The organism is Peptostreptococcus stomatis DSM 17678 (assembly GCF_000147675.1).
Classification (GTDB): domain Bacteria; phylum Bacillota; class Clostridia; order Peptostreptococcales; family Peptostreptococcaceae; genus Peptostreptococcus; species Peptostreptococcus stomatis.
Map to the genome: position 1 here is coordinate 35,517 of NZ_ADGQ01000057.1, position 14,932 is coordinate 50,448.

Here is a 14,932-nt window from a genome sequence, read left to right on the forward strand (position 1 = left end):
TTTATTCAACCTCGGTTCTGGCTACTTGTTAGATAAGTCAGAAGGGATTGGATCTCCATCCTTCATTGTTTTAGTAGGGTTTTTAACAACAATATCATTTTCATTTAAGTCTCCTGAAACCATAGAGTAGTCTTCGCTATCAGACAGGATTTCAACATTGACCTTCTTTAGGTGACCATCTACTTCAGTAAAGACATATATTTCGCTTCCGTTATTGACAATAGCCTTAGTTGGAACCTTGTACTTGTCAGTATTAACCTCTATTGTAGCCTGAGTATGGTAGCCGTTTACTATACCCTCCTGAGTATCGAAAGTCAAAACAACATTGTATAGCGATAGGGCAGCTGCTGAATCTCCATGGTCTGTAGAAGAAGAAAGCTGTGGCCTTTCAGATATATAATTGATACGACCCTTTACAGTATCTCCTGAAGCCAGGATAGTAACATCAGCTGTCATATCCTTTTTTATCTTACTAAGGTCCTGTTCACTAATCTGACCATTCATTACATAGTCCGTAGACTGGACTGTCATAAGGGCAGCAGCATTGGCACCAGTATCAGACCCACTAGAAGGAGCAGAGTTATTTAGGTAGACCTTTCCATCAAAAGGTGCCTTTACCTTTGTATAGGCCTTGGCATTAGCAGTGGATAGGCTAGTATTCAAGGTTGCTATCTGGTTGTTTATTGAAACCAAACCAGGGTCACCAGCCTGTAGAGCTCTCTTTTCATTGATTAGGTTACTAATCTGAGTTTTGATAGAGGCTATTTCTTGTATAGCCGCTTCATCCTTAACTATATATAGCACGTCCCCTGATTTTACATTCTGGCCATTAGTTACCCTTATATCTGGGTTAGAACCATTGGCTGGGCCAGGAATTTCCTTGCTCTGCTTAGGGACGATAATCCCGTTTATAAATATTTTTTCGTTTTCAGGTATAGTATAAGTCTGAACAACTGGAGTTGCACTATGCTTAGTATTGTTGTAGATTATAAGGCCACCAATGGCAATTATAACTACAACAGCAGCTACACCTACATAGATTTGCATTTTTCTATTGGACTTTAACTTTGCAAATCCATCTTTTATTTTATTTTTAAATGTCATTTTAACCTCCAAAGTATTTCTAAAAATCTATCTAATCTTTTTTATTTGTATATTAAAGCAAAATTGCACAATACATACCTATATTTTACATGAAAATTGATATTATTGCAATGTAAAATATGGGTCCACTTTATATTTTTTTCTTAGTTGTCAAGACATATGTTACACTTTATATTTTTAGAAAAAAATACAGTGAATTTTTTATGAAAAAAAGTTATAGTAGTTTAAAGTTTTTAAAATATTTTTTTAATAGATTTTAAAGGTTATTTCTTGATAGAAGCTTAAATTAAGGTAGATGTTATAAAAGGGCTAGAAAAAGTATATGGCATAATATATAATACAAGGTGAATACAAAATTTTAAAAATTTTAAGGAGGCAAAAGATGAGATTTTTTATTGACACAGCTAACATTGATGAAATAAAGGAAGCTAACGACCTAGGAGTAGTTTGTGGTGTAACAACTAACCCTTCTCTTATAGCTAAAGAGGGCAGGGACTTTACAGAAGTTGTAAATGAAATAACTACTATAGTAGACGGACCAATCAGTGCAGAAGTATTGAGCATGGACCACAAGCAGATGATAGAAGAGGCTGAAAAGCTTGCTGCTATTCATGATAATATAGTTATAAAGATACCTATGTGTGCTGAAGGCTTAAAGGCAGTTAAGGACCTTAGTGAAAAAGGCATACGCACTAATGTAACTTTAATTTTTTCAGCATCACAGGCACTACTTGCTGCCAGGGCAGGAGCTAGCTATGTAAGTCCTTTTGTAGGTAGGTTGGATGACATTTCTTTTGATGGTTTAAGGCTAATAGAAGAAATAACAGAAATATTTGAGGCTAGTTACATACCAACAGAAATAATCGTGGCTAGCGTTAGAAACCCACTACATGTTATTGAAGCTGCAAAGATGGGGGCTGATATTGCTACAGTTCCATACAAGGTAATCATGCAGATGATTAACCATCCTCTAACTGACAGGGGTATTGAAGCCTTTATAAAGGATGCTGAAAAAGCTTCATTGAATATTTAATAGTCACTGGAGGTGGAGAGATTGGATAAGTTGTATTCATTGCAAAATGGTACAGATATAAGGGGTGTTGCCTACAAGGATGACAAGTCTGACATGGAAATAACCCTTACAAGAGAGGATGTCAAGAACTTAGTTCGTGGCTTTGCTACATGGATTATAGATAAGGACAAGAAGGACCATATAAAAATTTCTATAGGTACTGACTCCAGGTTGACAGGTCCTGACTTTAGGCAGGCCTGCGTAGAAGCCTTGACTGAAATAGGGGTAGATGTAGTAGATTGTGGTATGGCAACTACACCAGCCATGTTTATGTCTACTATAATCGATGGATATAAGTGTGATGGGGCTATAATGTTCACAGCCAGTCACATGCCATATGTCTATAATGGACTTAAGATGTTCACTAGCCAAGGCTGCCTAGAAAAGTCTGATTTAAAAGATGTAATAGATATTTGTGTAGCAGGTAACTTTGTAGATGGAAATTCTAAGGGAAACCTAATAGAGAAAGACCTAATAGAAGACTATGCCCAAATCCTAGTTGACAAGATTAGGGCAGGGGTAGATAGTCCTGAAAACTATGAAAAACCCCTAGCAGGTATGAAGATAATTGTCGATGCTGGTAATGGGGCAGGAGGATTTTTTGCTGACAAGGTATTGGCCAGACTTGGTGCAGATACCCAAGGTAGCCAGTTCTTAAATCCGGATGGTATGTTCCCTAACCATATACCAAATCCTGAAAACAAGGAGGCAATGGCCAGTATATGCCAGGCTACACTCGATAATAAAGGGGATTTGGGTATAATATTTGATACTGACGTCGACAGGGCGGCGATAGTGGGTTCTGATGGTAGACCTATAAATAAAAATGCCCTGATAGCCCTAATATCTTCTATAATACTAGAAGAACATCCTCAAACTACTATAGTTACTGATTCGGTAACTTCAAATGGCTTGGCCAAGTTCATCAAAGCCAGGGGTGGTATTCATCATAGGTTTAAGAGGGGTTACAAGAATGTTATCAATGAAGCTATAAGGCTAAATGAAGAAGGCAGGGAAAGTCACCTTGCCATAGAAACATCTGGCCATGCTGCTATAAAGGAAAACTACTTCTTGGATGATGGAGCATATCTTATATCTAAAATTCTGGTAAAGGCTGCCAAGTTATACAGGGAATCACAGGATATAGGACAGCTTATAAGTGATTTAGATGAAGCCCTAGAAGATAAGGAAATAAGGCTTAAGATAGAAGAAAAAGATTTTAGGTCCTATGCCAACAAGCTGATAAAGTCCCTATCTGAAAAAATAAAGGACATCGATGGTTGGGCTGAGGTAGCCGACAACTATGAGGGAATTAGGGTAGATTGTTATGATGAAAAGGGCTGGTTCTTGATGAGGTCATCCCTACACGAACCACTTTTGGTTATAAATTTTGAATCTGATATCAAGGGTGGATGTGACACGATTAATGAAAAGTTATCTGCCTTGATTAAGTAGATTTTTGATTAAGTAAATTCTATATTGATAAAAAAGTTGCCGTTCTTTAATAACTAGTATAAGCCTAGTAATAGAGGAACGGCAACTTTTTTGATAATACTTTTATAATTAGAATATTTATTTTAAATTTTTCAATTTCCTATATACCTGGCCAAGGGGAAGGCCCATAATTGTATAATAATCACCTTCTATATACTCAACCAAGAGGGCACCCATATCCTGTATACCATAGCCACCAGCCTTGTCCATTGGTGATCCACTGGCTATATAGTCTATGATAATCTGGTCCATAGCTGGGTCAAAGTCATAGAACTTGACCTGGGCTATACTTACAAAGGTATCCTCATATCCTGGACCAATTATGCTTACACCTGTATAGACCCTATGGACCTGACCGGATAATTCCCTGAGCATAATATAGGCATCCTGGGGGTCCTTTGGCTTACCCAGTATTGACTTGTCTGTTACAACAAGTGTATCAGACCCAATAACCAGGTGGTCTGGATTTTCCTTATAGATATAAAGGGCCTTTTCATGGGCCAACTTCTTTGTAAGTATTTCTGCCTGTTCAAAGGTATTTTCTTCTTTAAAAGTGGCTAATGTATCCGACTTTATAAGGTCCTCGTCTATATCTGCAACAAGACTATTAAAGTTTATATTGCACATTTTCAAGAGTTCAATTCGTCTAGGAGACTTGCTTGCAAGTATAATTTTACTCATATTCTGTCCTTTCTGGAAATCTGGCATATAAAGATTCACTTAAAAAAACAATCAAGAATCTTTATATGTCGGTATTTATACAAATTTAGTATCTATATTTATGTTTACATTATATCCTGGATATTTTTTCTTTACAAGCTCTTTGACATGGTCTCTTACTTGGTCCTGGTCAACAGAATAATCCAACAATAGGTCAAAGTATATGGCCTTGCTTTCTTCGTCTATGTATAGGCCATGATATCCAAGGCAGTGAGAATTTTCATAAATATAGTTATTTACTATATCCATGAGAGGCTTGGCCACCTCGTGGTTTTCATTTACTGAATAGAAACCAAAAGTAAGATATACATTAAATTTCTTGTAAATATCCATTTGCAGTTTATGAATGGTTGGATATATGTCTCCCACTTGGGTTTCATGATCCAATTCAACATTTATTGACCCCAAATTGTAGACTGGGCCATAGTTATGTATAATAAGGTCATGAGCACCTAGTATACCATCCTGGGACTTGACCATCTTCCTTATTTCACTTGTTGTAGCAGGGTCTATTTTTATTCCAAGAATTTTATTGATAGACTCCATAAGTATATCTATACCAGTTTTTACAATAAAAATAGCGATTATTATGCTGGCATAGGCTTCTAGTTGAATATTATAGTATATATTTACCAGGGCAGAGATGACTGCAAGACTGGTAATTATCGCATCGTTTTTGGCATCCTTTCCTGAGCCTATAAGGGCCCCGGAATCTACTTTTTTACCAAGATTTTCGGTATAAGTACCCAAGACTATTTTAGTGACTATTGTCAAGACCATTATAATCAAGCTCAAGTTAGTGTAGTTGGTATGGGCAGGGTTAAATATATCATCAATAGATGAAATAAATACCTGTATACCTGTAACTATAACTATGATTCCTATAACCATACTTGTAAGGTATTCAATCCTACCATGACCAAAGGGGTGTTTTTCATCTTCCTTTTTTGATGATATTTTTGTGCCAACAATGGTGATGATTGAGGATGAGGAGTCAGTCAAGTTATTCATTGCATCTGAAGTAATAGCTATAGAGTTTGTAATAGTACCCAGTATAATTTTAGTTATGGCCAGGCCTATATTAACTATAATACCTATTATAGACGTTCTCAATATTTTCTTTTCCCTATTATCTGTTTGTTTTGAACTAGTATTTTCTATCTGTTTAGAACTAGTAAACTCTGTTTTATCTGTCTTATCTATGTCAATTTTTTTCATTTTATAACCTCCCTTTATCATTAGATTATCGATTGATAACAACCTAATATATATAATACCACTTTTTTCATATAAATAACAGGATTTTTAGAAAGATTGGTCTAAAATATATATTTAATGTATAATGTATCTAAGAGTTTGACTTAAGGAGGTAAATATGAATTTATTACTTGACAATAAACAAATTTTCATATGGATTCTTTATTTTTTTATATATGCATTTATAGGCTGGTTACTAGAAGTAGTCTACCATGTTGTAAAGCAGGGGAAGTTTGTCAATAGGGGTATGCTGGCAGGGGTTATATGCCCCATATATGGTTTTGGTTCGGTTGTGCTTGCCTATATACTATTTCCCGTCAAGGATAATATCCTGATTTTATTTTTTGGGTCGGCCTTTATTTGTACCTTCCTGGAATATATAGCAGGCTTTATTTTAGACAAGTGCTTCCACAAGAGGTGGTGGGACTACTCAGACAATAAATTTAATTTGGGAGGTTATGTTTGTCTGGAATTCCTCCTATATTGGGGGGCAGGAGGCCTAATACTTATAAGGGATGTACATTCTAGTATAGTCAATGTAGTATCATTGATTCCCTTTAAATTATTGATTGGTCTAGACATTGTATTTGTAATTATATTTATTGTCGACTTTATATCTACAGTTCAGGCTATACTAAAGTTTAATAAAAAGCTGAAGCTATTGAGTGAGATGCGAGAAGACCTTTATAAGATCAGTGATAAGGTCGGGGCAGAAGTGGCAGACAGGACCCTCAATGTTATGGACAAGGCTGAATTGCTATCTAAGTTTACTGCAAGAGAAAGAAGAATCTTTAGGGCCTTCCCAAGTATGAGAGAGGAGAGGTATATAGAAGCCTTTAGCGAGTTAAGAGAAAGGTTTGAAGAATGGCAGTCAAAACAAAAAAATAGGCATAAACTAGGTGAGAAGTAGGCATAAATAAAAGGGGTTAGACCTTCTACCATATTGATAGGAGTTCAACCCCTCTTTATTTTAAATACTAAGGACTGGATTAAAGACTTATTTTACAATCAACTTTAATGGTGAAGCAATCTTGGCATCTACTGTCTTACCAGCAAAGTAGTCAAATTCTGCTGACTGCGAACTAACTATTTTTAGGTCCTTGTCTGCAAGGTTCCTGAAACCCTTACCTCTTTCATTTGTAGCAGATGCTCCAGGAACACCTTCTAGCTGGGCGACATTAGCATCCTTGTGGGACTTTACATAGGCAGCGTCAACACAAGCATTTGCTCCTGGTACATAGATAATAGAGTTATCAGAATCTGCTATAGTGATTAGGGCGGCTCCAGATGACATATGCATATAGGAGTCAAGTACAATAATTAATTCTAAAGCCAGTAAATCACCTATGAGGCAGGGCTTTAAGCTATTCTAAAAGGGTGTTTTATGAGGATTATTTGTTATCCAAGGCTTGGCGATAGGACTGGAATATTGATTTACCTATACTAGAAGGACTATGATGCGTGTAGTATATCTATAATAAAGTAGGGATATTTGACCATTTTAGGCCTAGAAACCTTGCATATAATACTATTTTAAGTTATTATATTTATTGTAAATATGACCTAGTAATTACCGTGTATATGAATAATAAATCATGTATATGAACTATAGACGGAATTTTAACTGAATTTAAATTAGATTAATAATAAACGAGGTGTAGATAATGGAAAATATAAAAATACAACCAATCTTATGTGGTGGTGACCTGAATTGCTATAGTGTTGCAAGGGCATTTCACGAGGAATATGGGCTAAAGTCAATAGCTTTTGGTAGGTACTACCTAGGAGCAACTAAGGACAGCAAGATAATAGACTTCAGGGTGACACCAGACATCACAGACCCAGACAAGTTTGTCAACATACTATTGGATGAGGCAAAAAAACATCCGGCAGATGTGAAACTTATCCTTATGGGATGTACGGATGAATATGCAGAATTGATAATAGATAGAAAAGACCAATTAAAGGATGCCTTTGTCCTTCCATATATAGATGCAGACCTTAAGAATAGGTTGGTTGAGAAGGAATCCTTTTATGCTGTATGTGAAGAGTATGGTTTGGACTATCCAAAGACTTACATATACAATAAGGGAGACCAGACTAGGGACTTTGGCTTTATGTATCCGGTCATAGTAAAGGCCTCTGATAGTATATCCTTTTTCCAAAATCCATTTGAGGGTATGAACAAGGCCTATGTAGCCCACAGTGAAGAGGAATTTAACCAGATAATATCTGATGTATATTCACATGGTTATGAGAAAAGCATGATTGTCCAGGACTTTATACCTGGAGAAGACGACCACATGAGGGTATTGACTTGTTATTCAGACCAGAATGCCAAGGTAAAGATGATGTGCCTAGGCCACGTCCTATTAGAAGAACATACACCTAAGGGGATAGGCAACCATGCAGCTATTATAACAGAATATGAAGAAGAATTGATGGAAAAGTATAAGACTTTCCTGGAAAAAATAGGTTATGTAGGTTTTTCTAACTTTGATATCAAGTATGATGACAGGGATGGCAAGTTTAAGGTATTTGAAATCAACCTAAGACAGGGTAGGAGTAACTTCTATGTGACATCTAGTGGTAATAATATAGCTAGGTATGTAGTAGAAGACAAGATATACAATAAGGAAATGGACCTAAAAATTCAAAAGAACCCATTCTACTGGCATGTAATACCAAATTCAGTAGTATATGCCTTTGTTAAGGACAAGTCATTGGTCAAGAAGTGTAAGGACCTTGTAGCCCAGGGTAAATCAGCCAGCTCATTTGGCTATGACTATGACCTAAAGGGCAACTTCAAGAGGAGACTTTACCTCTTCTTGTATGGCTTAAACCAGAAAAAGAAATTCAACAAGTATTGTAAAAAATACTAGCTAAAATATAAATGGAGAATAATATGACAAAAGATATAACAGTAGGTGTATTGGGGGGTCTAGGCCCAATGGCAACTGTCTACTTCTACGATATGGTAGTTGAAATGACAGATGCCAGGAGAGACCAGGACCACCTGGACATGATAATAATGAATAGGGCAACTACGCCTGACAGGACTGCCTATATTATAGGTTCTTCAGATGCTAGTCCTCTTGAATATATATCCAGTGATGCCAAGAGGTTAGAAGCAGCAGGGGCCGACTTCCTTGTCCTAACCTGTAATACAGCCCATTACTTCTACAAGGATATAGTAGAAGGACTTGGTGTACCCCTGATAAATATGATAGAAGAAACAGTTGTCCATGCTAAAAAGCAGGGCCACAGGAAGATAGGTATACTAGCTACGACTGGAAATATTAGGACAGGCCTTTATCAAGATATGTGTGTAGCCCAGTCTATGGACTACTATGTACCGACTCAACAAGTTCAGGATATGGTAATGGACATAATATACAACCAGGTAAAGGCAGGCAAGAAGGCCGATATGGACCAGTTTAACAAGATTATAGAGGTATTAAAGGCTGAGGGATGTGATTGCGCCATACTTGGCTGTACAGAATTATCTATTATAAAAAAGGATGAAAAACTGCCAAACGACTTTTTTGTAGATTCTTCAGAAGTCCTGGCCATGACAACCATATTGAAGGCAGGTAGAAAACTAAAAGAAGACTATCAAATCTAGGTTGATAGAAATAGGGGTGGACTAAATGAAACTTAGTGAATTACTCACAGGCCTGGAATATATTTCAAACAGGGATATGGACCAGCTAAAAGAATGTGAGATAGACAACATATGCTACGATTCCAGAAAGGCAAGAAAAAATGGGATATTTGTAGCCATCAAGGGAGAAACAGTAGACGGACATAAGTATGTAGACTCAGCCTACCAAAAGGGTTGTAGGGCATTTGTAGTAAATGATAATATGGACCTGGCAGAGGATGCCATTATGATAATAGTAGATGACAGTAGGAACTGCCTATCTCATATATCAGCCAACTTTTTTGGAAATCCTTCTAAAGAATTAAAGGTAATAGGTGTAACTGGTACCAAGGGCAAGACTACAATCACTAATTATCTGAAATCAGTCTTGACTAAGTCAGGCCTAAACACAGGTGTAATAGGAACAAATGGGGTCTTCTACAATGACTATGAAGGTAAGACTATAAATACTACACCTGAATCATATGAGCTCCACAAGACTATTAGGGAGATGGTAGATGCGGGGGTCAAGTGTGTTGCCATGGAGGTATCTTCAGGAGGCCTAATGATGGAAAGGGTCAACCATGTTGACTTTGATATTGGTATATATACCAACCTATCACCGGACCATATAGGACCTAAGGAACATCCTACTTTTGAAGACTATAGGGATTGTAAGTCCAGACTATTTTCCCTATGCAGGCATGGTATTATCAATATTGATGACGACCATGCTTCATATATGATTGACAAGGCTACCTGTGATATAGAAACTTTTTCTATAAAAAAACCTAGTGATTATAGGGCGGAGGATATCAGCCTGACTAGGACTAAAACCAGCCTGGGTGTAGATTTCAAGTATATAAGGGATGGACAGGCTAGCCAGACCCATATAGCATCACCAGGTGAATTTAGTGTATACAATGCCTTGGCGGTGATAGCTACCGCAAATTACCTGGGGATAGATAAGGACAAGATGCTATCAGCCTTGGCTACAGCTCAAGTGGATGGTAGGGTAGAGGTTATACCATCAATACCTGATATAACTGTAGTCCTAGACTATGCCCATAATGGTGTTAGCCTGGAAAATGTTCTAGAAACCCTACTAAAGTACAAGCCAAGAAGGCTTATATGCGTATTTGGTTCAATCGGTGGAAGGTCGGTCCTACGTAGGAAGGAGTTAGGAGACGTTGCAGCCAAGCTGTGTGATATATCAATCCTGACTACAGACAACCCAGATGATGAAGATCCAATGAATATTATCAATGATATTGAGGAGTCCTTTGTAGATTCTAAGTGTCAGGTCCTAAAGATAGTTGACAGGTCCCAGGCTATCCTAAAGGGAATAGAAATTGCCCAGCCGGGTGACATGGTCATAGTGGCAGGCAAGGGTCATGAAAAGTACCAGATAATACATGGTGAAAGGGTCTTTTATGATGAAAAGGCAGAGGTCCTAAAGGCTATCGAGATAGTAAAGGATAGACAGGATTCCTAAGAGACTAGTTGAATGATAGGGGCTATAATAATAGCCAATGGATAATAAATATAAGAGAGGCTACACACCTGTATAGTATGAGTGTGTAGCCCTTCTTTTATCTTTATTTATATATTTTCTATAGCTTTTATATTGCAGCCTACTTGCTAGTAAAGTTAGAAAACTTACAGTTGATAACATTTGCTGAAAATACCCAATCTTCATTTAGGAGCTTCAAAAACTGGTCTTTACTTAGGTAGATAGTAAAGAGGTTGGTCTTTAGGTCATCCTGCTTGCCTATATCCCTCTTGTATATATCAAAGTCATCAGGTATAATTTTCCCATATTCGTACGTGTCCTTTTTACCAGTAAAATTTGAGAGAGAACCGATGGCTATAGAAGTCTGGTCCATTCTTGATCTGGTAGTAACAATCTCCTTGAAAGCTACAAATATATCCCTATTCTTATCTATTAAGTCAAGGTTAGCCATATAAACATTCTTCAGCTTTTTTCTTAGCTGGTCCTTACTTAACTTGTCAATATCCTTATTTAATGTCTTAGAATCTACATCCGTATAGGTTTCACCAGTAACCTTATCCTTAAGAGTTTTCTTCTTAATCTGGTAATGAGCACTAGGGTTTATACCTAACTCAAGGTAGTGGTCGTATGGATCGCCAGGAAGGAAAGTAAGGTCTGTCCCATCCGGTGACTTTTGTATCAAGTCGTAGCTAGCTGGGTCGACTACTCGTAGCCAAAACGGCCGTATATCGAAGTTTTTATCAAAGTCTTTTAAAAGGTTAGCTATAGAAATTAAATTCTTGCTACCCACAGAGGCGAAAATATATGCTGAATCTGGTAGCTTTTTGACCTCTTCTATCAAGTCCTTTTTATCAGGGAAGCTACCATACAAATTTGCATTAATACTAGCTCCATATTTGCTGTAATCAAGAGTTTTTTTGCCTCTTTTATAGATAATTTCTAAATCAATATCTCCACCAGCGACTGATCCATCATAATAGTTACCTGTATCAAGGTAAAACTCGTAGGACCCGAACTGTCTATCAACAACATCCAAATTAATTAGTAGTCTGGTAGGATCACTGGTTGCATAGAATGAGTGGACCATATTGGCCAGGTCATTGTACTGACTGGTATAATTTCTATCGTTACCATAAAGCAGGGGACTAAGATACCTATTTTTCACCTGGGTCCATAGGGGCTTGTTTTTTTCCTCGCTATTAGCCATAGTGTAGAAGTCTGGATAAAAGGACTTTACTATGGGGTTGATTATAAAGAGAAGGGCCACAAGAAGTATAGCCGTCTTTAGGAGGACAGACCTGGTAGTCCTTGCTATCCTTTTTTTGATTTCCTTATCAATAAGTTTTTCCATTTTGGCTTCCAATTCCATTTGGTCAGGGTCTGACCTAAAAAAGTCTTCAAAACTTTCGATAGCATGGTCTATAGACTTTCCCCCAGGATTATAAGAAGTCTTGTCAGTATAATCATTATTAATAGGACTCTTCTCAACTATATCATTATCAAGATTATCTATATCAATACTTGATTTGCCTATATTTTCCATATCAGCATTTGTGGTATTACTAGTATCAGTATCAATAATATTTTTATCAATCTTCTTCATACTTATCACCCCATTTTCTTTCAATTAAAATTTCCTTTAGTCTTTGACGGGCCCTGGACCTAATCTTTCTAATGTTGGCAGGGCTGGTGTTCATAATATCGGCAATTTCCTCATCCTTGAGCTGCATATATATGGTGTACATGAGGACAACCCTATAATTTTTAGGTAAGAGGGTGATGCCGTGGGCAACCTCTCTCATACTCTCCTCTTTTATAAGGATATCCAAAGGGTTATCTGGTCCAGATAAACGCTCAAATATTAGGTCAGGGTCATCTACATAACGTGAACTATGCCGTATGTGGTTTATAAACTCATTTTTAAGAACCTTAGACAGCCAAAACTTTAGGCTACCACCCTCCCTATATGAAAGGTAGGCCTTGGCGAAGGTAACCTGTACTAAAGACTGGGCAAGCTCGTAGTCACCACAAAGGGAAAGGGCATATACGAGCAGGTTCTTATGATATTTTTTGTATATCTGTTCAAAGTCCGTGTTCTTCATATATACCTCCTTGAAGATGGTGCTAGCCCAGTAATTACTTAAACCCATATAATTTTGCTTAAAGCTAGTTTGAGAAATTCACTTAAGTAAATTTTCTTTATATAAATATAACACAGGGAGGAGGGGTTTGTGACACTATTTAATAGGTTTTATTTTAAGGTGAGTCGGGTGTCTATATATATACTTGTTTGAATATGTATTTTATGCCCATTTGATTGATTTTAAGGCTCTTTTAGGTTATAATATAGGATGTTAAATAATGTAATTTAACAAATATATTGCATGAAAAATAGGTTTTTCGGCAATATATTTGATTGCTAAGAATATATTTCGGAGGTTTAATTATGAAATTAGGTATAGTAGGCTTACCAAATGTAGGTAAGAGTACGCTTTTTAATGCAATTACGCAGGCAGGGGCTGAATCTGCCAACTACCCGTTTTGTACTATAGATCCAAATGTGGGTGTGGTATCAGTTCCTGATAATAGATTGAACAAGTTAAAAGACCTGTACAATTCTAAGAAGATAGTTCAGACTGCTATAGAGTTTGTCGATATAGCTGGTCTAGTCAAGGGGGCATCTAAGGGTGAAGGTCTTGGAAACAAGTTCCTTTCCAATATTAGGGAAGTAGATGCCATAGTTCATGTAGTAAGGTGTTTTGAAGATTCAAACGTAGTCCATGTTGATGGTTCTATAAATTCCTTGAGGGATATAGAAACTATCAACCTTGAGTTGATCTTTTCAGATATGGAAATATTGGACAGGAGAATAGCCAAAACTACTAAGGCCCTAAAGGCTGACAAGACCCTACAGGGAGAGTTAGACATACTTAACCAGGTTAAGGCTACCCTTGAAGATGGCAAGAGCATAAGGACAATGGACCTGTCAGATGATGATTGGGCTTTTGTAAGGTCACTGGACCTACTTAGTTCAAAGCCGGTAATATATGTGTCAAATGTATCTGAAGATGATCTGGCTGATGATGGAGCCAACAATGAGATGGTCAAGGCTGTCAGGGAATTTGCTGCAACTGAAAATTCTGAGGTGGTTGTAATCTGTGCCCAGATTGAAGCTGAAATATCAGAATTGGAAACTGAAGAGGAAAAGTTGGAATTCCTAGAAACTCTGGGCTTATCACAATCTGGCTTAGACAAGTTGATCAAGTCTTCTTACCACCTATTAGGTTTAATTTCTTTCCTTACTGCTGGTGAGCAGGAAGTTAGGGCATGGACTATAAAGAATGGTACAAAGGCCCCTCAGGCAGGTGGCAAGATTCACTCTGACATTGAGAGAGGCTTCATAAAGGCGGAGACTATAGCCTATGATGCCCTAATAGAGCATGGAACTATGTCTGCAGCCAAGGAAAAGGGTCTGGTAAGGCTTGAGGGTAAGGACTACATAGTAAAAGATGGGGACGTTATACTATTTAAGTTTAATGTATAAGATTCATTGAAATATATCTAGTTTAGAGCTAGAAAAAATAAGAATCAGGTAAAAATAATAAGGGGATTGAACTACTAGCCCCAATAAACAATGTGAGGTGTAGATATGTTTGTGAAGTTTGAGTGTGAAAATTTTAAAAGAGCAATACTTGATAATTACAGGGAAAAAATCGATCCTGCCTTTGAAGGCCAGGATATCAGTCCTGATATGATGGAAAAGTTTGACCTATTGGACATGAATGACTATGGTATTACTAGTATTGAAGGTATCCAATACGCCAAAAATCTAAGACATTTATATATGGCCAACAATGAGATAAAGGACCTTACTCCTCTTAAGGAGTGTGGTAAACTTGAAATTCTTGACTTCCAGAAAAACCAGGTGGAGGACATATGGCCACTTGAACTTTTGAGAAGGCTTGAATCTCTAAATATAGCCTACAACAATATTACAGATGTAATGGCCTTGAATGATATTGCCAATATAGACAGCATTAATATATCTGGCAATACGATTGAAAATAGGCTACCCCTACGTCATATCAGGTTTGTAAAGAAGTAAATCCTTGATATAGAGTGCCCAGGC

At 37.1% G+C, this 14,932-nt stretch carries 14 protein-coding genes; 8 read left to right on the forward strand and 6 right to left on the reverse strand.

Annotation, left to right across the window (positions count from 1 at the left end; all coding sequences use genetic code 11):
* Positions 1 to 21: 21 nt before the first annotated feature.
* On the reverse strand, positions 22 to 1,104 hold the full coding sequence (locus tag HMPREF0634_RS05685) for an efflux RND transporter periplasmic adaptor subunit (RefSeq protein WP_007789828.1): 1,083 nt from the start codon (positions 1,102 to 1,104) through the stop codon (positions 22 to 24).
* A gap of 382 nt (positions 1,105 to 1,486) precedes the next feature.
* On the opposite strand from HMPREF0634_RS05685, the gene fsa reads away from it, so the two are divergent.
* Both fsa and HMPREF0634_RS05695 read left to right on the forward strand, forming a co-directional pair.
* Positions 1,487 to 2,137: a fructose-6-phosphate aldolase gene (gene fsa / locus HMPREF0634_RS05690; RefSeq protein WP_007789857.1), complete on the forward strand. Its 651-nt coding sequence runs from the start codon at positions 1,487 to 1,489 to the stop codon at positions 2,135 to 2,137.
* Between the two features lie 21 nt (positions 2,138 to 2,158).
* Positions 2,159 to 3,631: a phosphohexomutase domain-containing protein gene (locus HMPREF0634_RS05695; RefSeq protein ID WP_007789892.1), complete on the forward strand. Its 1,473-nt coding sequence runs from the start codon at positions 2,159 to 2,161 to the stop codon at positions 3,629 to 3,631.
* Positions 3,632 to 3,748: 117 nt separating this feature from the next.
* On the opposite strand, the gene HMPREF0634_RS05700 is transcribed toward HMPREF0634_RS05695, so the two are convergent.
* Positions 3,749 to 4,351: a Maf family protein gene (locus tag HMPREF0634_RS05700; protein ID WP_007789881.1), complete on the reverse strand. Its 603-nt coding sequence runs from the start codon at positions 4,349 to 4,351 to the stop codon at positions 3,749 to 3,751.
* A 75-nt stretch (positions 4,352 to 4,426) separates the two neighbouring features.
* A complete protein-coding gene (locus tag HMPREF0634_RS05705; RefSeq protein ID WP_007789854.1) occupies positions 4,427 to 5,608 on the reverse strand; it encodes a cation diffusion facilitator family transporter in 1,182 nt (393 codons plus the stop codon).
* A gap of 157 nt (positions 5,609 to 5,765) precedes the next feature.
* Between HMPREF0634_RS05705 and HMPREF0634_RS05710 the strand changes: the two genes are divergently transcribed.
* Positions 5,766 to 6,557: a putative ABC transporter permease gene (locus HMPREF0634_RS05710; protein WP_007789823.1), complete on the forward strand. Its 792-nt coding sequence runs from the start codon at positions 5,766 to 5,768 to the stop codon at positions 6,555 to 6,557.
* 87 nt (positions 6,558 to 6,644) lie between these two features.
* On the opposite strand, the gene HMPREF0634_RS05715 is transcribed toward HMPREF0634_RS05710, so the two are convergent.
* Positions 6,645 to 6,947 (reverse strand): hypothetical protein, encoded by a 303-nt coding sequence (locus HMPREF0634_RS05715; RefSeq protein ID WP_165480192.1) that lies wholly within the window; start codon positions 6,945 to 6,947, stop codon positions 6,645 to 6,647.
* Between the two features lie 364 nt (positions 6,948 to 7,311).
* On the opposite strand from HMPREF0634_RS05715, the gene HMPREF0634_RS05720 reads away from it, so the two are divergent.
* From HMPREF0634_RS05720 to HMPREF0634_RS05730, 3 genes are read left to right on the forward strand one after another with little or no spacing between them, the layout of a single operon-like run.
* Positions 7,312 to 8,529 carry a carboxylate--amine ligase gene (locus HMPREF0634_RS05720; RefSeq protein ID WP_007789780.1) on the forward strand — a complete coding sequence of 406 codons (1,218 nt, stop codon included), beginning with the start codon at positions 7,312 to 7,314 and terminating at the stop codon, positions 8,527 to 8,529.
* A gap of 23 nt (positions 8,530 to 8,552) precedes the next feature.
* Positions 8,553 to 9,272 (forward strand): cysteate racemase, encoded by a 720-nt coding sequence (gene cuyB, locus HMPREF0634_RS05725; protein ID WP_007789885.1) that lies wholly within the window; start codon positions 8,553 to 8,555, stop codon positions 9,270 to 9,272.
* 25 nt (positions 9,273 to 9,297) lie between these two features.
* On the forward strand, positions 9,298 to 10,785 hold the full coding sequence (locus HMPREF0634_RS05730; protein WP_007789830.1) for a UDP-N-acetylmuramoyl-L-alanyl-D-glutamate--2,6-diaminopimelate ligase: 1,488 nt from the start codon (positions 9,298 to 9,300) through the stop codon (positions 10,783 to 10,785).
* A 139-nt stretch (positions 10,786 to 10,924) separates the two neighbouring features.
* Here the strand turns inward: HMPREF0634_RS05730 and HMPREF0634_RS05735 are convergent, their stop codons facing one another.
* Together HMPREF0634_RS05735 and HMPREF0634_RS05740 are read right to left on the reverse strand one after the other, a co-directional pair.
* Positions 10,925 to 12,406: a hypothetical protein gene (locus HMPREF0634_RS05735; protein WP_040565810.1), complete on the reverse strand. Its 1,482-nt coding sequence runs from the start codon at positions 12,404 to 12,406 to the stop codon at positions 10,925 to 10,927.
* Positions 12,393 to 12,905 carry an RNA polymerase sigma factor gene (locus HMPREF0634_RS05740; protein ID WP_007789775.1) on the reverse strand — a complete coding sequence of 171 codons (513 nt, stop codon included), beginning with the start codon at positions 12,903 to 12,905 and terminating at the stop codon, positions 12,393 to 12,395. The genes HMPREF0634_RS05735 and HMPREF0634_RS05740 overlap by 14 nt, the downstream gene beginning before the upstream one ends.
* A 344-nt stretch (positions 12,906 to 13,249) precedes the next feature.
* On the opposite strand from HMPREF0634_RS05740, the gene ychF reads away from it, so the two are divergent.
* Complete coding sequence (gene ychF / locus HMPREF0634_RS05745; RefSeq protein ID WP_007789883.1) at positions 13,250 to 14,347, forward strand: redox-regulated ATPase YchF; 1,098 nt, start codon at positions 13,250 to 13,252, stop codon at positions 14,345 to 14,347.
* Between the two features lie 105 nt (positions 14,348 to 14,452).
* Positions 14,453 to 14,908 (forward strand): leucine-rich repeat domain-containing protein, encoded by a 456-nt coding sequence (locus HMPREF0634_RS05750; protein ID WP_007789832.1) that lies wholly within the window; start codon positions 14,453 to 14,455, stop codon positions 14,906 to 14,908.
* Positions 14,909 to 14,932: the final 24 nt, after the last annotated feature.